This is a genomic window from Pseudomonas sp. CFBP 5748, from assembly GCF_053850495.1.
Genome location: NZ_JBSPTN010000001.1, coordinates 455,405 through 473,837, shown reverse-complemented (window position 1 = coordinate 473,837; position 18,433 = coordinate 455,405). Strand labels below are relative to the sequence as shown.

Sequence of the window (18,433 nt, the reverse complement as noted above, 5' to 3'; positions counted from 1 at the left end):
AATGTGCGCCGCAGCCTGCGATATCGGGCATTTTGCGGCGGCATACATTAGCAGGGTTTGCCGGGTTAGCGGCTACTCACATGCTGTTCCAGCAGGATCCGATTGGAGAGCGACACCAGTTCGCCCTCCTCGGTCAGCAATGTAGTCTTCACCGTGCCGATCTCTTCGATCTGGCCTTCGACCTCGCCAACACGCACTTGTTGCCCAACCTCATACAATTCACGCACATAAATTCCCGCAAGAATCTGCCCGGCGATTTCCCGGCTTCCCAAGCCCATTGCCAGCGCAACCGCCAGACCAACGGTAATCAATACAATCACGATCACGTGGTTGAGCAGGTCAGTCTTGACCTCCAACTGGCTGATCGCGACCGAAATACTGATGATGATCACCAGGCCCTGGGCGATTCGCCCCACGCCCGCCGCATAGTCCAACCCCACGCCTTCGGCCGCACCGCGCACCAGCCCGTTGGCCAGTTGCGCCAGCAAGACGCCGACCAGCAACACCAGCGCAGCACCAAAAACCTTCGGCAAATACAGCGCAAGCATATCGAGCGTAGCTGAAACTCGCTCAAGGCCAAGGGACTCAGCCGCAGAAACCAGGAAAATAAGCAGCACGAACCAATAGACGATCTTGCCGACCAGGGTCGAGATCGGCACCTGGATGCCACCCCGGGACAACAGTTTGGTCAGGCCGGTGCCACCCATCAGGCGGTCGAGACCCAGTTTGGCGAGCAACTTGGACAGCAGCGTGTCCAGCAGCTTGGCCACGACAAAACCCAGCAGCAGCACGACCAGCGCGCCGAAAAGGTTGGGAATGAAGTTAGCCACCTTGGTCCACAACGCAGTCATTGCCGTGACGAGGCTCTGGGTCCAGAGATCAAGTTCCATATTCAATCAGCCTTATCAGCGGTGCGAGTAACAGGTTTACGACGGGAGACCGGCGAGACGTGGGCCGAGCCGTTATTCAAGGCAATCATCAGCGCGGGCAACCAGCGGCCCAGCAGGCTGAACAGATCGCCGGCGCCGACCTGGCGGTTGGCGGTTTTCAGTACACGCCCCAGGCAAGCATCATCGTCCCGGCTGGACGGCGAAGCCTTGAGCATGTCGCGCAAAGACTGTTCAAACGGATCGTGCATACGCACCTCTCGTGATGTCTGTGAAAGACGCGATCAAATTTCGTCGGGTCACATGAAACCCCATCACACCCAGCGCAAACGGCGGAATAACCACCACTGCCCCAGGGCCACGCAGACCATCAAGCAGCAAGCGACCATGAAGCCGTAAGGGCTCGCGGAGAACGGAATACCGCCGACGTTGATGCCCAAAAGGCCGGTGAGAAAACTCATCGGCAGGAAAATCCCGGTGATGATGCCAAAGCGGTACATCGTGCGGTTCATGCGTACCGAAAGACGCCGGTCTTCGGCCTCCAGCACAAGCCCCACGCGCTCTCGAGTCAATTCCAGCTCTTCGAGATAACGGGTCAGGCTGTTGTTCAATTCATTCCAGTAGTCGCCATCGTCGTCGACAAACCACGGCAATTTAAGCCGAGTCATCTGAGCGAAGATGTCCCGTTGTGGCGCCAGGAATCGCTTCAGCCCGGCGGCCCTTCGACGGATGTGCAAAATGGCGTCGTGCTCAGGGGTATACCGTTCGTCGGTATCGAGTTTTTCTTCCTCGGTATCGACGATTTCAGAGAGGCAAGTGACCAGATCCTGCACCTTGTTGGTGAGGTATTGCGCCATATAGAGGATGAGTTCCGACGCGGTTTTCGGTCCCTTGCCCTCGGCCAATTGCGCCAGCAGCTCATCGGTGGCGCGCAATGGACGCAGGCGCAGGGAGATGACCCGCTGGGCGGACGCGAAGATGCGCACCGAGACCATGTCTTCCGGCTCTGCACCCGGGTTGAGGTTGATCCCCCTGAGAAACAGCAGCAGCTCGGCGTTGGGCAACGGCAACAGCCGCGGCCGGGTGTTCTCTTCAAGCAACAGGTCGCAGTTGAATTCGCTCAGGCCGCTGGATTTGCGCAGCCAGGTGTGGGTTTGCGGATGACTGCGATCCCAGTGCAGCCACAGGCTTTCATGGGCCTGCAACTGCAAATCATCGAGTTCAGTCCGGGCTATGGAACGCGCGCCGCCTTTACCGTCCAGCACCAGGGCATGCACCAGCCCCCATTGCGCGTTTTCTTCCTCGAACATCCTCATCCCTTATAGCTGGCGCTTCATTCAGGCATCTTCAGCGGGCTCGGCGAGACGATCACGCCGTTATTGTCCGCGTAGACATATTCACCCGGACGAAACGTCACACCGGCAAAAGTCACCGGCACATTGAGTTCGCCGACGCCACGCCGGTCGGTTTTCATCGGATGACTGGCCAGGGCCTGAACCCCGAGATCCGTCTGGGCGATGATATCGACGTCGCGGATGCAACCGTAGATCACCAGCCCTTCCCAGCCATTTTTCGCGGCTTTTTCGGCCAGCATGTCGCCCAGCAACGCCCGGCGCAAGGAGCCACCGCCGTCGACCACCAACACCTTGCCGTTGCCCTTGAGCTCAACCTGCTCCTTGACCCGCGAGTTGTCCTCGAAGCACTTGATGGTCACGATTTCGCCGCCGAAGGAATCGCGGCCACCGAAATTGCTGAACATCGGTTCCAACACCTGCACCAGGTCTGGGTAGGCGTCGCACAGGTCGGGCGTGAGGTAATGGTTCATCGAACAACTCCTGGAAGGCTGGAACGTCAGACTGAATGAGCAACCGTTTGTGACCGGAACCGCGTAACGCGTCATATCTTAGCCGCAAGCCGACCAGAGCGAAATGCCCCCGTCAGAGCCTTTCGCTTAAACCGCCTCGGCCAGGGCGGGCAAGCTTTCCAGCAACGGCGCCTGCTGATCCTGCAGCCAGCGCGCGACCAAAGGCCAGACCTCAGTCTGTGCGGCTTTGCTGACCAGCATCTCGACGTGGCCGAAATCACCCTTGAAACCCTGCTCCCGGCCCAGGCAGACAAACTGCTTGTGCTCGGAACCGATCTGGTCGAAGAGTTTGCGGCAGGCCCAGGTCGGGTCCTGGTGATCACCCGTGGCACTCACCGCCAGCACCGGCACCTGGACATCGGCCAATCCGGCCCACCAGTTCTTCTCGGCATCGCCGAAACGTCCGAACAGGCCGTACCAGCGCATGCTCTCCAGGGCCAGCCCGATGGGCTCGTCCTCGGGGCCGCGCTTGAGCCGTGAACCAGACAATTGGGCAAACCGCTTGAGAATGAAGCGTCCGCTCCACTCCACCGGAGGGATCTTCAGCGGCCAGTAGGTGCGGCTGACCTGGGTGCCAAAAAGCGCCACTGAAGCCACCGCAGGCTCGCCCAGGTAGTGGCCGCCCAGGGCTGCTGCCAGGGTGATGCCTCCCAGGGAATGACCGATCCAGTGTGGCACCTGCCCACTCTGCTCGCGCACGAAGGCACCGATGGCGGGCAAGTCGTAACGGGCGTAGTCGGCCACGCGGTTGTTGCGATAGCCCTGGTTACGCTGGGACAGTCCGTGGCCGCGCATCTCGGGAATCCAGACATCAAACCCCAGGCGGGCAAGGTACGCCCCCAGGCCCAGGCCCTTGGGCGAGTACCAGAAACGTCGGTTGGAAAAGCTGCCGTGCAACAGAATCACCGGAACGCCGCGTATATCGCTGCCATCGGCCATGCCCAATCGGGTAACGGCCAGCTCAACGCTGTAGTCCGGGCTGTTGCCAGGCTTCAAACGATAGACGTCTTCGCTCAGATCACCACGCCGTTCGGCGCTGATCAGGGCGACAGGAAATAGGTTGCTGCTGCTTTGCATAATGCTCTTGCACAAAAAAAGACGACTGTGGGAGCGAGCTTGCTCGCGATTGCGGTGGATCAGCAAAAATAATCTTGGCTGACACTCCGCTATCGCGAGCAAGCTCGCTCCCACAAAGGTTACCCGGCTTACATCACCGGTGAGGCCCCTTCACTCAATCAGACCGCAGCCTGACCCTCAGCCAGGAAGAACCAGGTTTCCAGCACGGAGTCGGGGTTCAACGAAACGCTTTCGATGCCCTGCTCCATCAGCCACTTGGCCAGGTCCGGGTGGTCCGAAGGGCCCTGGCCGCAGATGCCGATATACTTGCCGGCCTTGTTACAGGCAGCGATGGCATTGGCCAGCAGTTTCTTGACCGCCGGGTTCCGCTCGTCAAACAGGTGGGCGATGATCCCGGAGTCACGGTCCAGGCCCAGGGTCAGCTGGGTCAGGTCGTTGGAACCGATGGAGAAACCGTCGAAGAACTCGAGGAACTCTTCAGCCAGGATCGCGTTGGACGGCAGCTCGCACATCATGATCACGCGCAAGCCATTGTCGCCACGGGCCAGGCCGTTTTCCGCCAGCAGGTCGACGACCTGGCTCGCTTCGCCCAGGGTACGGACGAACGGCACCATGATCTCGACGTTGGTCAGGCCCATCACGTTACGCACGCGCTTGAGGGCACGGCACTCGAGCTCGAAGCAGTCACGGAACGATTCGCTGATGTAGCGAGAGGCCCCACGGAAGCCCAGCATCGGGTTTTCTTCTTCCGGCTCGTAAAGCTTGCCGCCGATCAGGTTGGCGTATTCGTTGGACTTGAAGTCCGACAGGCGCACGATGACCTTTTTCGGCCAGAATGCCGCCGCCAGGGTGCTGATACCCTCCACCAGCTTCTCGACGTAGAAACCGACCGGATCGTCGTAGCCGGCAATGCGCTTGTCGACGCTGTCCTTGATTTCCTGCGGCAGGCCGTCGTAGTTCAGCAGCGCCTTGGGGTGCACGCCGATCATGCGGTTGATGATGAATTCCAGGCGGGCCAGGCCCACGCCAGCGTTGGGCAACTGCGCGAAGTCAAAGGCGCGGTCCGGGTTGCCGACGTTCATCATGATCTTGAACGGCAGGTCCGGCATGGCATCGACGGAGTTCTTCTTGATGTCGAAGCCCAGCTCGCCTTCAAAGATGTAACCGGTATCGCCTTCGGCGCAGGAAACGGTCACGCCCTGGCCGTCTTTCAACAACTGGGTGGCGTTGCCGCAACCCACCACAGCCGGGATGCCCAGTTCACGGGCGATGATCGCCGCGTGGCAGGTGCGCCCGCCACGGTTGGTGACGATGGCGCTGGCACGCTTCATCACCGGTTCCCAATCCGGGTCGGTCATGTCGGAGACCAGTACGTCGCCGGCCTGGACCTTGTCCATCTCCGAGACGTCCTTGATGATCCGCACCTTGCCGGCGCCGATGCGCTGGCCGATGGCACGGCCTTCCACCAGCACAGTGCCGGTTTCCTTGAGCAGGTAGCGCTCCATGACGTTGGCCTGGGTGCGGCTCTTCACGGTTTCCGGACGGGCCTGCACGATGTACAGCTTGCCGTCGTCACCGTCCTTGGCCCATTCGATGTCCATCGGGCACTTGTAGTGCTTCTCGATGATCATCGCCTGCTTGGCCAGCTCGCTGACTTCGGCGTCGCTCAGGCAGAAACGTGCGCGCTCGGCCTTGTCCACGTCGACGGTTTTCACCGAACGACCGGCCTTGGCTTCGTCGCCGTAGATCATCTTGATGGCTTTGCTGCCCAGGTTGCGCCGCAGGATCGCTGGACGACCGGCTTCCAGCGTGCCCTTGTGGACGTAGAACTCATCCGGGTTCACCGCGCCCTGCACGACGGTTTCACCCAGGCCGTAGGCGCCGGTGATAAACACCACGTCACGGAAACCCGATTCGGTGTCGAGGGTGAACATCACGCCGGCGGTACCGGTTTCGGAGCGGACCATGCGCTGCACACCCGCGGACAGGGCGACCAGCTTATGGTCGAAGCCCTGATGCACGCGATAGGAAATGGCACGGTCGTTAAAGAGAGAGGCGAAGACTTCCTTGGCGGCACGGATGACGTTTTCCACGCCACGGATGTTCAGGAAGGTTTCCTGCTGACCGGCGAAGGAGGCATCCGGCAGGTCTTCGGCGGTGGCCGAGGAGCGCACGGCGACGGCAATGTCGGGATTGCCTTCGGACAACTTGGCGAATGCGGTACGGATTTCGGCGTTCAGTTTCTCGGGGAACTCGGCTTCCATGATCCATTGGCGGATCTGGGCACCGGTCTTGGCCAGGGCATTGACGTCATCGACGTCCAGGGCATCGAGCGCATCGTGAATCTGCTGGTTCAGGCCACTCAGTTCCAGAAAGTCACGATAAGCCTGAGCGGTCGTGGCGAAGCCACCTGGCACCGATACGCCGGCACCGGCGAGGTTACTGATCATCTCGCCCAGGGATGCGTTCTTGCCCCCCACATGCTCCACATCATGGACGCCGAGCTTATCGAGGGAAACTACGTACTCTACCAAGGTGATCTCTCCACTAACTGTGTTGGAAAAGCTCAAGGCACCGACGGCTCCAGGGGAGCGATTGCCGGCGATATGGCCTGGACCTGGAAAATAAGTGAGAATGCGGACCACTGGCGGCCAGCAAATCGCGCCTATCATATCCAAGAATCGTCACTAGCTTAAGGCCCAAGGCGCAAATGAAACGATCTGCTTTCTTTATCTCCGACGGCACCGGCATCACGGCCGAGACGCTAGGCCAAAGCCTGTTGGCGCAATTCGAAAACATTACCTTCGCCAAATTCATACGTCCGTACATCGACAACGTCGACAAAGCGCGGGCCATGGTACAGCAAATCAATAAAGCCGCCGAAACCGACGGTTTTCGTCCGATTATCTTCGATACCATCGTCAATCAGGACATCCGTGAGATTCTCGCAACGTCCAATGGTTTCATGATCGACATTTTTTCCACCTTCCTGGCGCCCCTGGAGCAGGAACTGAGCGAGCACTCGTCCTACTCGGTCGGCAAGTCCCATTCCATTGGCCACAACTCCAATTACATGGAGCGGATCGAGGCGGTCAACTTCGCCCTGGACAACGATGACGGCGCCCGCACGCATTATTACGACAAGGCCGACCTGATCCTGGTGGGGGTGTCGCGCTGTGGCAAGACGCCGACGTGCCTGTACATGGCGATGCAATTTGGCATCCGTGCAGCCAACTATCCACTGACCGAAGACGACATGGAGCGCCTGCAACTGCCCAGCGCCCTGCGCGCCCATCAGCACAAGCTGTTCGGCCTGACCATTGACCCGGACCGCCTCACCGCGATCCGTAACGAACGCAAACCCAACAGCCGCTATTCGAGCTACGCCCAGTGCGAATTCGAAGTGCGCGAGGTGGAAAACCTGTTCCGGCGGGAGAACATTCCCCATATCAATTCCACGCATTTTTCCGTGGAAGAGATTTCGGCGAAGATTCTGGTGGAGAAAGGGGTGGAGCGGCGGTTCAAATAAACCAACAGTCCCTGTGGGAGCGAGCTTGCTCGCGATTGCGGAGTGTCAGCCGGCATCAATGTTGCTGATCCGCCGCTATCGCGAGCAAGCCCGCTCCCACAAGGAAAGCTAGGGTGTTCCTGGGTCAGCGCTTCAACCGCTTGAGCAACGCCTGCCCCACCGCCACCGCCGACGCCGGGTTCTGGCCCGTGATCAACTCCCGATCCGTTACCACATGGGACGTCCACGGCGAGGTATTGCTGCTGTAGTGCCCACCCGCCTGCTCCAGCGCGGTTTGCGGATAGAACTTCATGTTTCCGCCGCCCAGCAGCCCCTTGGCCAGCTCTTCTTCCTGATTGCTGATCACCGTCATCTTGTACCCCGCGTAGATCCAATCGGCCTGGGCCGAGGCCTGGCCATTGGTGGCCAACTGGCCAGTGAAGCCCTTGGCATCGGGCAGGGTCGAGAGCAACGCTATTGGTCCGTGGCAAACCAGCGCGGTGGTCTTGCCCTGGTCGTGGAAGTGCGTCAGCACCCGCCCCAATGAGGCGCTCGTGAGCAAATCCTGCATCGGTGCATGCCCGCCGGGGATGTACAGGGCGTCGAACTGCTCCAGGCCGATCTGCTCGGCACGGGCCAGGCTGACTACCGGCGAGTCCTTGGCCGACGTGATCTTCAACTGCGCCAGCAACGCCTGATAGCGCTCCAGCTCCGCCGAGTCGTTATTGAAGTACATCTTGTCCACCGAGGACCGGTCCAGCGTCGGCGCCTTGCCCTCGGGCGTCGCGAACGTCACCTGGTGACCGGCATCCAGCAACAGTTTCACCGGTTGCAGCAATTCGTTGAGGTAAAACCCGGTGGAGAAGACCTTGCCATTTTTCAGATCCAGATGATCGGAATCGGACAGGACCACCAGCACGTTATCGGCATGGGCCGCGACACTGATGCCTGCCAGAACAACCGATGTTGCCAAGGTCGTGAGCTTTTTCATGATGACTCCAGGACGCTTCGATAAAAGAGGCGCTCACTGTATTGATGCGCTTACCGGCGATAAACTGGCGCCTCGGAACATCACCTGGCCTCTGGAGGCAACAATGCCCCGTCGATTTGATTACCTGGCCGACGTGGAAGCCTTTGTCACGGTCGTGGAAAAAGGCACCCTCAGCGCCGGTGCCGTGGCGCTGGGGACCACGCCTTCGGTCCTGAGCCGCGCCATCTCCCGCCTCGAAGCCCGGCTCGGGGTGCAACTGCTACGACGCACGACCCGGCGGCTGAACCTGACCGATGCCGGGGCCTTGTACCTGGAACAGTCGCGCTCGGCCTTTGCCCTGATTGACGATGTCGAACGGCGAATCCAGGGCCAGGACGGCGTCTTGTCCGGTCGCGTACGCCTGAGCGTGCCGACCACCTACGGCCATTACCGCCTGCCATCGCTGCTGTCGTGCTTCGGCCAGGCTTTTCCACAGGTGCGGGTCGAGCTGAGCATTACCAACCGCAATGTCGATATGGTGGCTGAGGGGTATGACTTGGCGATCCGTCTCGGGCCGCTGCCGGACAGCGGACTGGTCGGCCGCAAGCTCGAAGACGCCCGCCTTTGCCTGGTGGCCGCGCCGCAATACCTGGAACGCGCCGGAACGCCCCGGCACCTCGACGAACTGGCCACCCACGTCTGCCTGCCCTTCGTGATGCCCAGCAGCGGACGCATCGCGCCCTGGCTGTTTCGCATAAACCATGAAGATCGGGAATGGCTGCCAGCGGGCAATGTCCAGGTGTCCGACGATGTGCTGGGTATCGTATCCCTGGCCCAGGCCGGGATGGGGATCTGCCAGACCTATGACTTCATCGTCCGGGAGCGAATCGAGCGAGGGGAACTGGTGGCGTTGCTGGAGGACGTTGGCGGGCGCAGCCGACCGTTTTCAATCATCTACCCGCCCCATCGACAATTGCCGGCGGCGGCACGGGCATTGATTGATTTTTTGATGGGACAATAACCAACAACGCCGGCCCCTAATGGGGGAGCGAGCTTGCTCGCTCCCCCATGGGTTTCGATGTGGCTGCAAGATCTGCATCCTCCCGCAGCCGTCCTGTGAAAAGCCTCCTTGCTGCCACAGGTTCTACATTCAATGAATCGCAGCCGCCTGCTCTTCCATCTTCTTGCGCAAGCTCAACGGGCGCATGTCGGTCCAGGTTTCTTCGATGTAGGCCAGGCATTCCTTCTTGAAGCCGCTTTTGCCGACGGTGCGCCAGCCTTCGGGAACGGCCTTGTAGTCGGGCCAGATCGAATACTGTTCTTCGTGGTTGACCACGACCTGAAAGACGATGTCCTCGCGGTCGAATACTGAAGTCATGGGTGTCTCTCCATCTTTGCTCGAGGTTTGCTGCAACACATGCGCAGCCAGGATATGAAAGGAACGTACGGGGCCGGCTGAAAATTAGGCGTCGGCGACGGCAGCCTTCAAGGCGCGTCCGAAGATCTCGGCGACCCGATCGATTTCCGCCGCTGTGATGATCAGCGGTGGCAGGAAACGCACCACACCGCCCTGACGGCCGCCCAATTCCAGGATCAGGCCACGCTTGAGGCATTCACGCTGCAGGCGTGGCGCCAGTCGTGCATGCACCGGCAGATGGCCCTGGGCATCTGGCTTACCCGTCGGGTCCACCAGTTCGACACCGAGCATCAAACCGCGACCGCGAATGTCGCCCAGTTGCGGGAAGTCCCGCTGCAGGATGTATAGGTGTTCGCTCAAGCGCTCGCCCATGGCGGCGGCATGGGCGGGCAGGTTGTGCTCAACCAGATAGCGCATCACCGCGGAACCGGCGGCCATGGCCATTTGATTGCCACGAAAGGTTCCGGCATGAGCACCCGGCAGCCAGGTGTCAAGCCAGTCACGATAAACCACCACCGCCAGCGGCAGGCTGCCGCCGATGGCCTTGGACAGCACGACCACGTCCGGGATGATCCCGGCATGTTCGAACGCGAACATTTTGCCAGTGCGGCCGAAACCGCTCTGGATTTCGTCGACGATCAGCGCCACGCCGGCCTGCTCGGTAATGCGCCGCAAGCCACGCAGCCAATCCAGATCAGCCGGGATCACCCCGCCCTCGCCCTGCACCACTTCGACGATCACCGCCGCGGGCAATTGCACGCCGGCCTCGGGGTCATTCAGCAGATTTTCCAGGTAATGCAGATTGGCCTTCACCCCCTCGGCGCCGCCCAGCCCGAACGGGCAACGGTAATCGTAGGGGTATGGCATGAATTGCACGCCGCTGCTGAGCAAGGCGCCCAGGGGTTTCTTCGGCCCCAGGCTGCCCATCAGGCTCAAAGCCCCCTGGCTCATGCCGTGGTAGCCGCCCTGGAACGACAGCACGGTGCTGCGCCCGGTGGCAGTGCGCACCAGCTTGAGCGCGGCTTCCACCGCGTCGGTGCCGGTGGGGCCGCAGAATTGGATCTTCGCCTCGTCGGCCAGGCCCGCCGGCAACAGGCCGAACAGGTCCTGGACAAAGCGATCCTTGACCGGCGTGGTCAGGTCCAGGGTGTGCAAAGGCAGCTCATCGGCCAGCACTTGCTGGATCGCCGCGATCACCACCGGGTGGTTATGCCCCAGCGCCAGCGTGCCAGCCCCGGCCAGGCAGTCGATGAAAGTACGCCCTTCGACGTCCTCGACATACAACCCCTTGGCACGCTTGAGGGCCAGGGGAATGCGTCTCGGATAGCTGCGGGCGTTGGACTCCTGGCGGCTCTGGCGGGCCAGCAGTGGCGATTCATTGAACCGGTAGAGCGTCTCGACCGGCGCGGCGCTGATCCGGGCCGGCTGTGCTTCGATAAGGCTGTTGGCGACTGACATCTCTCGACCCCGCAATACATTGAAGTGGTGACCCAATGACACACCGGGCAGGTGCGCATCCGGTTGGGGCGCACGTGCAGGTTTCCTGTTGTGGAAACGCATCAACGCGGCAAGGATTTACCCTCGGGCCGAACATTCCCGGCGGGGTCGATCAGCGGCTTGTGCATGGCAATGGCCATGACGCCGCCGATGGCGAAGGCCTCGGCGCTTTGCTCGAATCCCAGGTGCCGGTAGAACGCATGGCTGGTGCGGGTGCTGTTGAGTCGCACCTGAACCACCCCACGCGCCTGCAGCCAGGCCTCGATGTCGCGCACCAGTGCCTGTCCGGCACCGCGGCGAAACCATTCCGGTTGCACGTAGCAGAACGCTATCCGGCCATTGACCGAGGCCATGGCGGTGCCCACCGGTCGCCCCTGCAAACGCGCCAGGGTCAGGCGTAACCTGGGGTCGACCAGCCAGGGCTGGATCTGGGAAAGGGCGCTGTTGCGGGTCCAGGCCGCCACGATGCGCGGATCGTTACGGTGTTCGACGGCGCAACCGACCCGGATCGAGCGTTCGGCGATGCGGCTGATGATGCCGGCATCGCTGGGCGAGGCCGTGCTGATTTCGATGAGCGTGTCCATGGCGCGGTTTTCCTCAGTCCTTGAGTCGAGCTGAAAAAACATAGACCCGGATCAGGTGGGCGCGCCAATGGCAGGTCGTTACAGCAGATGTACATAGCAGAGCCTGTGGGAGCAAAGCTCTATTTCTACAGGGGACTAACCCGGCAACACCTGCACCGGCATCGTCAACTCGACCCGCAGCCCGTCAGGGCGGCTGTCGAAATGCAGGCCGCAGCCGCAACGCTGGACGATGGCCTGGACGATCGCCAGCCCCAACCCGCAGCCGGTGCTCTGGCCATTGCGCCAGAAGCGTTGGGTCAGGTGCTGGATATCGTCGGCAGCAATGCCAGGGCCATGGTCACGGACCTGGAAACGCACGCGCTGGCCGATCATCTCCAGCCTCAGCTCCACATCGGTATCTGCCGGGGTGTGGCGCAGGGCGTTGTCCAGCAGATTGCGCAAGGCGGCGATGGAGAGCACCGCCGGCATCTGCACCGGGGCGTCGGACAACCCGGGGGATACGTGCAGCTTGATCCGCCGGGAATCACTGCTGGCCGCGTCCTGAATCGCCAGGCGCGCAACCTGCTCGGCGTTGCACTGCACACCATCGTCGAACGACAGGCTGCCTTCGACACGGGCCAGCAACAGTAACTGCTCGAGCGTGCGATGCAAACGGTCGGCGCCCTCCTCGGCCCGGGCCAGGGATTGGTCGCGGGCGGCGCCTTCGGTCATGCGCGCCACCTGCAGGTGGGTCTTGATCGCCGTCAACGGGCTGCGCAGTTCGTGGGCGGCATCGCCAGTCAGCCGACGCTCACGCTCAATGGTCTTGCCGATGCGTTGGAACAGCTGGTTCTGGGTTTCCAACAGTGGCCGCAACTCGCTGGGCAGCGGATGAATCTGCAAGGGTTCCAGGGAATCGGCATTGCGCCGCATCAGCGCATCGCGCATGCGATTGAGCGGCGCCAGCCCCTGGCCGATGCCCAGCCAAAGCAAGCACAGGCATCCGAGCAACGCCACGCCCACCGGCACCGAGGCCGCCAGCAGTATCGACATGTTCAGCGCTTCGCGTTCGATCTGGCGGTCGGCGGTGGTAATGCGCAGATCGCCTCGGGCCAGGGTGAAGCTGCGCCAGGGCGCACCGTCGATCATCTGGTCGCGAAAGCCCATCTTCTCGGCTTCCAGGACTTGTTCCGGAGTGCCGTGGCTGCGGGCCAGAATCTCGCCGCGCAAGGAGCTGACCTGGCAGGCCATGCCCCCGGGAATGCTCAATTGCTCTGCACTCAAATGCGTGCCTTCACCCTTGCTGGACAACGGCGGCAGCTGTTCCAGCAGGCCGGCGACCATCCGCGCCGAGGCCACCAGGCGCTGGTCGAGGGAGAACATCATCTGGTTGCGCAGGTCGCTGAGCATCCACGCCGCGGCCAAGGCCCAGATCAGGGCGAAGGCCGCGCCGAGGGTCAGGCTCAGGCGCAGTCGCAGGCTCATCACTTGGAAGATTCCCCGCCGTCGGCCGGCCCCAGGCGATAACCCAGCCCGCGCACCGTCTCGACAATCCCGTTGCCGAGTTTGCGCCGCAGGTGATGGATGTGGACGTTGAGGGCATTGCTTTCCAGCTCGTCATTGAACCCGTAGACGCTGTCCTTGAGTTGCTCGGTGGACAGCACCCGGCCGCGGTTGTGCAACAGCGCTTGCAGCAGTGACTGCTCCCGACGGGATAAATCCACTGGCTGCCCACCCAGCGTGGTTTCCCGGCTGCTGGGGTCGTAGGTCAGGCGGCCATGCTCGATCAGATTGACGCTGCGCCCCGCCACACGCCGCAGCAGCGTGTGCAGGCGCGCGGCGAGTTCGCGCAGGTCGAAGGGTTTGAGCAGATAGTCATCGGCACCGGCCTGCAGGCCGTCGACCCGGTCGGTCACCGAGTCCCGGGCGGTGAGGATCAGCACCGGAATCTCCAGGCCTTGCTGGCGCAGTTGCTTGAGCAATTTGAGGCCATCCTCGTCGGGCAGCCCGAGGTCCAGCACCATGACGTCGAACTCGGCCACGCCGACCATCGCCCGCGCCGCCGATGCCGTGGCGACGTGCTCGACAGTCAGGCCCTGGGCCGTGAGCCCGGCGACGATCCCGCTGGCGATCAACTCATCGTCTTCGCAGACCAGTACGTGCATGGTAAGCCCCGTGGAAAAAGGTACATTAGGCCGCTGGCCGATTAAGCCGACATTATGCGACGAGTACGGCAAACATGGGCGATCATTGCTGCCTGCCGGTCGTCGCCGGGTTAATCGACGGTTAATCGCCAGGCGCCATTGTGCTTTCCACTTGCTTCGTTCTAAGGCTTTATCCATGCGTCGATTGTTTTTGCTGTGGCTGCTGCTGATCTCGGGCCTGGCCCAGGCCGCCAATCCCTTCGAGACCAAACCCGATTTCCTGCCGGTGGAAAAGGCGTTCGTGTTTACCTCCGAACGCCTGGACACCGGTGAAACCCAGCTGTTCTGGCAGATCGCCGATGGCTATTACCTCTATCAGCAACGGCTCAAGTTCGATGGCCTTGCCGAGGCGCAAAAACCGAAGCTGCCGGAGGGTGAAGCCCACAGCGATGAGTTTTTCGGCGACCAGCAAGTCTATCGCCAGGCGCTGGAACTGAAGATCCCGGCTGGCGCCAGCGGCAAGATCAAGGTCGGCTTCCAGGGTTGTGCCGACGCGGGCCTGTGCTATCCACCCCAGACCCAAGTGGTCGACCTCGGTGGCAACGCACCCGCAACAGCCAATAGCAGCGAGGCACCGGACCAGGCCCTGGCCAGCGGCCTGCAACAACGGGCATTGGGCTGGAGCCTGCTGGTGTTCTTCGGCCTGGGGTTGTTGCTGGCGTTCACGCCGTGTTCGCTGCCCATGCTGCCCATCCTGGCCGGGCTGGTGGTGGGCAGCGGCGCCGGGCCCCGGCGCGGCCTGGCATTGGCCGGCAGCTACGTGATCAGCATGGCCTTGGTGTACGCCGCCATGGGCGTGCTCGCCGCGCTGCTGGGGGCCAATCTCCAGGCGCTGCTGCAGCAGCCATGGCTGCTGGGCACCTTCGCGGCAATATTCGTGTTGTTGGCGCTGCCCATGTTCGGCTTCTTCGAATTGCAATTGCCCGCCGCCCTGCGCGACCGCCTGGAAAACGCCGGGCGCCAGCAACGCGGCGGCAGTCTGCTGGGCGCTGGCGTTCTCGGAGCGCTGTCCGGCCTGTTGGTCGGCCCGTGCATGACCGCCCCGCTGGCAGGCGCGCTGCTGTACATCGCCCAGAGCGGTAACGCGCTGCACGGTGGGCTGATCCTGTTTGCCATGGGCGTCGGCATTGGCCTGCCGCTGTTGCTGCTGGTGACCGTGGGCAACCGCTTCCTGCCTAAGCCCGGCGCCTGGATGAACCTGCTCAAGGGCGTGTTCGGCTTTTTGTTCCTGGGCACTGCGTTGCTGATGATTCGTCCGGTCATCGACGGTTCGTTGTGGGTCGGTCTGTGGGGCGTGCTGTTGTTGATTGCCGCCTACAGTGCCTGGCGCCAGACCGAGGGCTTCGGCCGCATCGCCTATGTCTGCGGCAGCGCCTCGTTGCTATTCGGCTTGTGGGGCAGCCTGCTGGTGATTGGCGCAGCGGGCGGCGGCGATGATTTCTTCCAGCCCCTGAAGGTGTACGCCGGCACCGAGGGCAGCGCGACCGTCAGCGCCGATGATGCTTTCGTCACCATCAGTGAACCTGCCGCCCTGCAACGGGAACTGGACGCGGCCAAGGCCCAGGGCCAATGGGTGCTGCTGGACTATTACGCCGACTGGTGCGTGTCCTGCAAGATCATGGAAAAACAGGTATTCGGCCGCGCAGAGGTGCTCGACGCCTTGAAAGATGTGCGCCTGGTACGCCTCGATGTCACCGCCGATAACGCCGCCAGTCGCGAACTGCTGAGCCGTTACCGGGTGCCAGGGCCTCCGAGCCTGCTGTGGATCGGCACCGACGGTGAAGAGCGCCGCAGTCAGCGGATCACTGGGGAAGTCAATGCCAAGGTGTTCCTGGAGCGCTGGAACATCACCCGGGACGCGCGCTGATGCTGACGTTCACCCTCGGCACCTTTGCCATCGCCCTTAATCATCTGTTGCTGATCAGCGCCCTGGCGCTGGCAACCTTTGTCGGATGGCGGGTGGCCAAGCGCGGTGGCGAGAACCCCGAATCAGTGCTGTTCGTGCTGTTTTTGCTCGGGCTGCTGGCTGCGCGAATCGGCTTTGTCGCCGCCTACTGGCAACATTACCAGGACGACCCGTGGCAGGTTGTCGATCTGCGCGACGGTGGTTTCCTGGCCTGGCCGGGCGTCGTGGCGCTGGTGATTGGCGCGTTGCTCTGGGCGCGGCGCCGACCGCCACTGCGCAAGTCACTGGGCTTGGGCGTCGGCAGCGGCCTGCTATTCTGGCTGGTGGCGAGCATGTCGTTGACGATCTATGAACAAGGCACCCGGCTGCCGGACATCAACCTGCGCACCGCCGATGGCGCAACCGTGAAACTCACCGATTATCAGGGCGGCCCTCTGGTGATCAACCTCTGGGCCACCTGGTGCCCACCCTGCCGACGGGAAATGCCGGTGCTCGAAGAAGCCCAGCAGTTGCGCCCAGACCTGACCTTCCTGTTCGTCAACCAGGCCGAAAGCATGCAAAGCGTCAGCACCTACCTCGCCACCCAGGGCCTGAGCTTGACCAACGTATTGTTCGATGGCAGTGGCCGTCTCGGTCAGGCCGTCGGCTCCATGGCCCTGCCGACGACCCTGTTCTACAGCGCCGACGGCCGTCTGCTGGGCAGCCACCTGGGTGAACTCTCGGAAGCGAGCCTGGCCCGTGCCCTGGAACACTTCGAAACGCCGGGCTCGACCGCGGCGCCCCACACCGCCACAAGGAAACCGCCATGCCCCGCCTCCGCCACCTGCTGACCCTGGCCGTAGCCGCCGCACTGTCGCAGGCACCGCTGCTCCAGGCCGAAGAACTGCCGGCCGCCATCAAGAAGATCGAAGCCAAGGGTGCGAAAATCGTCGGCACCTTCGACGCGCCGGACGGCCTGCGCGGTTACGCGGCGCAATACCAGAACCGTGGCATGGCGCTGTACCTGACGCCGGATGGCCAGCATGTCCTGCTGGGCAACTTGTACGACGCCGACGGCAAGGACCTGAGCGCGGAGCCGCTGCAAAAACTGGTCTATGCACCGATGGCCAAGGCAATATGGGCGAAGATGGAGACGAGCAACTGGATCGCCGACGGCAGCAAGGACGCACCGCGCACGGTGTACCTGTTCAGTGACCCTAACTGCCCGTACTGCAACATGTTCTGGGAACAGGCACGGCCATGGGTCAAGGCCGGCAAGGTGCAGTTGCGTCACATCATGGTGGGCATCATCCGCGAAGACAGTCCCGGTAAATCCGCCGCCTTACTGGCCGCCAAGGACCCTGAAAAAGCCCTGGCGGAGCATGAAAAGGCCGGCAAGGGCAGCGCGCTCAAGCCCGTCAAGGACATCCCGGCGGCCATCCAGGCCAAACTCGACGCCAACCAACAGTTGATGGACGAGCTGGAACTGTCCGCCACCCCGGCGATTTTCTACCTGGATGACAAAGGCGAACTGCAACAGCAGCAAGGCGCGCCGTCGCCAGACAAGTTGGTGAAGATTCTCGGGCCGAAGTGACTGGCCCCCACAGCAGATCCCCCTGTGGGAGCGGGCTTGCTCGCGAACGCGCAGGATCAGTTAATACAGCTGTGACTGACCCACCGCATTCGCGAGCAAGCCCGCTCCCACAGTTTTAGGTCAGCTACGCAAAAATCCCAGCAACATCCGATTCACGAATTCCGGATTCTCCAGGTTGGAGATATGTCCCGCCTGCGGAATCAGAATATGGGAACAACCGATCAGCTCGGCCATTTCCAGGGACTCGGACGGTGGACGCGGTTTGTCCTCGTCGCCACACATCACCACGGTATTCTTGGCATCCAGCTCATGCAGCCGCGGCAGGAGATCGTCCCGCCCGAAAATGATCCGCCCCAGCGGCACGATGCTGTTGCGCAGGCGATCAGCCGGCAGTGCCGCCAGTGTGGCGCGCAACTGCTGGTAGAGCGCGGACTGCGGATCGATGCCCGGCCGGAAGAAGATCGGCACGATGATGTCCAGCAACGGTTCGGGAACGCTGCCGCTGGCTTCGATCTTGTCGAACAGCGAGAAGTAATACTGGCGAGTCATCTCCGGTTCGACGCCCACGTAGGTGTCCATCAGCACCAGCGCCTTGACCCGCTTCGGCGCCGCCAGTGCCAGCCGGGTGCCCCACATCCCGCCGACCGAGAGCCCTACCAGGTTGAAGCAGTCAATGCTCAGTTCATCCATCAACCTCAAGGCCTGGCGGGCCAGGTCATCCAGTGAAGTCGTGCCCTCAGGCAACTGCTCGGACCGGCCGTGGCCCCACAGGTCCGGGGCGATCACCCGGTGATTGCGGGACAACAGCTCGATCTGCGGCGCCCACATGGTGTGGTCCCATAGATAGCTGCCACCCAGCAGCACCGCAGGGCCCTGGCCTTGGTCCAGATAGTGAAGCTGTTGTCCGTCAATAGTTGAAAAGGGCATTGATGATTTCCTTGTTTTGACTGGGGGAAAGCCTTGGGAA

The 18,433-nt window shown here is 62.1% G+C and carries 18 protein-coding genes; 5 read left to right on the top strand and 13 right to left on the bottom strand.

All coding sequences use genetic code 11. The features are described 5' to 3' along the window. Positions 1–65 precede the first annotated feature (65 nt). The 6 genes from ACWNZ1_RS02195 to ppsA all read right to left on the bottom strand — a co-directional run bounded on the left by ACWNZ1_RS02195 (position 66) and on the right by ppsA (position 6,362). Positions 66–890 (bottom strand): mechanosensitive ion channel family protein, encoded by an 825-nt coding sequence (locus ACWNZ1_RS02195; protein ID WP_003199523.1) that lies wholly within the window; start codon positions 888–890, stop codon positions 66–68. Positions 891–892: 2 nt separating this feature from the next. Next, the gene (locus tag ACWNZ1_RS02190; RefSeq protein WP_014337331.1) at positions 893–1,138 is read right to left on the bottom strand and encodes a hypothetical protein; all 246 of its coding nucleotides are present in this window, start codon (positions 1,136–1,138) and stop codon (positions 893–895) included. A 63-nt stretch (positions 1,139–1,201) separates the two neighbouring features. Then, positions 1,202–2,197 (bottom strand): zinc transporter ZntB, encoded by a 996-nt coding sequence (locus tag ACWNZ1_RS02185; RefSeq protein WP_135844476.1) that lies wholly within the window; start codon positions 2,195–2,197, stop codon positions 1,202–1,204. Positions 2,198–2,220: 23 nt separating this feature from the next. Beyond that, positions 2,221–2,712 carry a ribonuclease E activity regulator RraA gene (rraA, locus tag ACWNZ1_RS02180; protein ID WP_135844475.1) on the bottom strand — a complete coding sequence of 164 codons (492 nt, stop codon included), beginning with the start codon at positions 2,710–2,712 and terminating at the stop codon, positions 2,221–2,223. Positions 2,713–2,838: 126 nt separating this feature from the next. Beyond that, complete coding sequence (locus tag ACWNZ1_RS02175; RefSeq protein WP_256452417.1) at positions 2,839–3,828, bottom strand: alpha/beta fold hydrolase; 990 nt, start codon at positions 3,826–3,828, stop codon at positions 2,839–2,841. 158 nt (positions 3,829–3,986) lie between these two features. Next, complete coding sequence (ppsA, locus tag ACWNZ1_RS02170) at positions 3,987–6,362, bottom strand: phosphoenolpyruvate synthase (protein WP_135844473.1); 2,376 nt, start codon at positions 6,360–6,362, stop codon at positions 3,987–3,989. Positions 6,363–6,538: 176 nt separating this feature from the next. Between ppsA and ppsR the strand changes: the two genes are divergently transcribed. Next, complete coding sequence (ppsR, locus tag ACWNZ1_RS02165) at positions 6,539–7,357, top strand: posphoenolpyruvate synthetase regulatory kinase/phosphorylase PpsR (protein ID WP_014337326.1); 819 nt, start codon at positions 6,539–6,541, stop codon at positions 7,355–7,357. A 124-nt stretch (positions 7,358–7,481) separates the two neighbouring features. Here the strand turns inward: ppsR and ACWNZ1_RS02160 are convergent, their stop codons facing one another. Beyond that, the gene (locus ACWNZ1_RS02160) at positions 7,482–8,327 is read right to left on the bottom strand and encodes a type 1 glutamine amidotransferase domain-containing protein (protein WP_135844471.1); all 846 of its coding nucleotides are present in this window, start codon (positions 8,325–8,327) and stop codon (positions 7,482–7,484) included. Between the two features lie 103 nt (positions 8,328–8,430). Between ACWNZ1_RS02160 and ACWNZ1_RS02155 the strand changes: the two genes are divergently transcribed. Next, a complete protein-coding gene (locus ACWNZ1_RS02155; protein WP_456027320.1) occupies positions 8,431–9,327 on the top strand; it encodes a LysR family transcriptional regulator in 897 nt (298 codons plus the stop codon). A gap of 129 nt (positions 9,328–9,456) precedes the next feature. On the opposite strand, the gene ACWNZ1_RS02150 is transcribed toward ACWNZ1_RS02155, so the two are convergent. The 5 genes from ACWNZ1_RS02150 to ACWNZ1_RS02130 all read right to left on the bottom strand — a co-directional run bounded on the left by ACWNZ1_RS02150 (position 9,457) and on the right by ACWNZ1_RS02130 (position 13,948). Further along, complete coding sequence (locus tag ACWNZ1_RS02150) at positions 9,457–9,684, bottom strand: MbtH family protein (protein WP_135844469.1); 228 nt, start codon at positions 9,682–9,684, stop codon at positions 9,457–9,459. Positions 9,685–9,768: 84 nt separating this feature from the next. Beyond that, the gene (locus ACWNZ1_RS02145; RefSeq protein WP_135844468.1) at positions 9,769–11,181 is read right to left on the bottom strand and encodes an aspartate aminotransferase family protein; all 1,413 of its coding nucleotides are present in this window, start codon (positions 11,179–11,181) and stop codon (positions 9,769–9,771) included. Positions 11,182–11,282: 101 nt separating this feature from the next. Continuing rightward, positions 11,283–11,804, bottom strand: coding sequence for a GNAT family N-acetyltransferase (locus ACWNZ1_RS02140; RefSeq protein ID WP_135844467.1), 522 nt, complete (start codon positions 11,802–11,804; stop codon positions 11,283–11,285). Positions 11,805–11,939: 135 nt separating this feature from the next. Beyond that, a complete protein-coding gene (locus ACWNZ1_RS02135; protein ID WP_256452415.1) occupies positions 11,940–13,271 on the bottom strand; it encodes an ATP-binding protein in 1,332 nt (443 codons plus the stop codon). Beyond that, positions 13,268–13,948: a response regulator gene (locus tag ACWNZ1_RS02130; protein WP_256452414.1), complete on the bottom strand. Its 681-nt coding sequence runs from the start codon at positions 13,946–13,948 to the stop codon at positions 13,268–13,270. Before ACWNZ1_RS02130 ends, ACWNZ1_RS02135 begins: the two co-directional genes overlap by 4 nt. 175 nt (positions 13,949–14,123) lie before the next feature. On the opposite strand from ACWNZ1_RS02130, the gene dsbD reads away from it, so the two are divergent. From dsbD to dsbG, 3 genes are read left to right on the top strand one after another with little or no spacing between them, the layout of a single operon-like run. Then, positions 14,124–15,854 carry a protein-disulfide reductase DsbD gene (gene dsbD / locus ACWNZ1_RS02125; protein WP_135844464.1) on the top strand — a complete coding sequence of 577 codons (1,731 nt, stop codon included), beginning with the start codon at positions 14,124–14,126 and terminating at the stop codon, positions 15,852–15,854. Then, positions 15,854–16,723: a prolipoprotein diacylglyceryl transferase family protein gene (locus ACWNZ1_RS02120; RefSeq protein WP_456027319.1), complete on the top strand. Its 870-nt coding sequence runs from the start codon at positions 15,854–15,856 to the stop codon at positions 16,721–16,723. Before dsbD ends, ACWNZ1_RS02120 begins: the two co-directional genes overlap by 1 nt. Beyond that, positions 16,699–17,466, top strand: a complete 768-nt coding sequence (gene dsbG, locus ACWNZ1_RS02115) for a thiol:disulfide interchange protein DsbG (RefSeq protein ID WP_256452411.1) — start codon at positions 16,699–16,701, stop codon at positions 17,464–17,466. The genes ACWNZ1_RS02120 and dsbG overlap by 25 nt, the downstream gene beginning before the upstream one ends. Positions 17,467–17,586: 120 nt before the next feature. Here dsbG and ACWNZ1_RS02110 read toward each other — a convergent pair whose 3' ends face one another. After that, the gene (locus tag ACWNZ1_RS02110; protein ID WP_135844461.1) at positions 17,587–18,393 is read right to left on the bottom strand and encodes an alpha/beta fold hydrolase; all 807 of its coding nucleotides are present in this window, start codon (positions 18,391–18,393) and stop codon (positions 17,587–17,589) included. Between the last annotated feature and the right edge of the window lie 40 nt (positions 18,394–18,433).

Excerpts from the sequence above, each read along its gene's own strand:
- ACWNZ1_RS02195 (WP_003199523.1), bottom strand. The coding sequence starts at position 890 with ATGGAACTTGATCTCTGGACCCAGAGCCTCGTCACGGCAATGACTGCG.
- ACWNZ1_RS02190 (WP_014337331.1), bottom strand. The coding sequence starts at position 1,138 with ATGCACGATCCGTTTGAACAGTCTTTGCGCGACATGCTCAAGGCTTCG.
- ACWNZ1_RS02185 (WP_135844476.1), bottom strand. The coding sequence starts at position 2,197 with ATGTTCGAGGAAGAAAACGCGCAATGGGGGCTGGTGCATGCCCTGGTG.
- rraA (WP_135844475.1), bottom strand. The coding sequence starts at position 2,712 with ATGAACCATTACCTCACGCCCGACCTGTGCGACGCCTACCCAGACCTG.
- ACWNZ1_RS02175 (WP_256452417.1), bottom strand. The coding sequence starts at position 3,828 with ATGCAAAGCAGCAGCAACCTATTTCCTGTCGCCCTGATCAGCGCCGAA.
- ppsR (WP_014337326.1), top strand. The coding sequence starts at position 6,539 with ATGAAACGATCTGCTTTCTTTATCTCCGACGGCACCGGCATCACGGCC.
- ACWNZ1_RS02160 (WP_135844471.1), bottom strand. The coding sequence starts at position 8,327 with ATGAAAAAGCTCACGACCTTGGCAACATCGGTTGTTCTGGCAGGCATC.
- ACWNZ1_RS02155 (WP_456027320.1), top strand. The coding sequence starts at position 8,431 with ATGCCCCGTCGATTTGATTACCTGGCCGACGTGGAAGCCTTTGTCACG.
- ACWNZ1_RS02150 (WP_135844469.1), bottom strand. The coding sequence starts at position 9,684 with ATGACTTCAGTATTCGACCGCGAGGACATCGTCTTTCAGGTCGTGGTC.
- ACWNZ1_RS02145 (WP_135844468.1), bottom strand. The coding sequence starts at position 11,181 with ATGTCAGTCGCCAACAGCCTTATCGAAGCACAGCCGGCCCGGATCAGC.
- ACWNZ1_RS02140 (WP_135844467.1), bottom strand. The coding sequence starts at position 11,804 with ATGGACACGCTCATCGAAATCAGCACGGCCTCGCCCAGCGATGCCGGC.
- ACWNZ1_RS02130 (WP_256452414.1), bottom strand. The coding sequence starts at position 13,948 with ATGCACGTACTGGTCTGCGAAGACGATGAGTTGATCGCCAGCGGGATC.
- dsbD (WP_135844464.1), top strand. The coding sequence starts at position 14,124 with ATGCGTCGATTGTTTTTGCTGTGGCTGCTGCTGATCTCGGGCCTGGCC.
- ACWNZ1_RS02120 (WP_456027319.1), top strand. The coding sequence starts at position 15,854 with ATGCTGACGTTCACCCTCGGCACCTTTGCCATCGCCCTTAATCATCTG.
- dsbG (WP_256452411.1), top strand. The coding sequence starts at position 16,699 with ATGCCCCGCCTCCGCCACCTGCTGACCCTGGCCGTAGCCGCCGCACTG.
- ACWNZ1_RS02110 (WP_135844461.1), bottom strand. The coding sequence starts at position 18,393 with ATGCCCTTTTCAACTATTGACGGACAACAGCTTCACTATCTGGACCAA.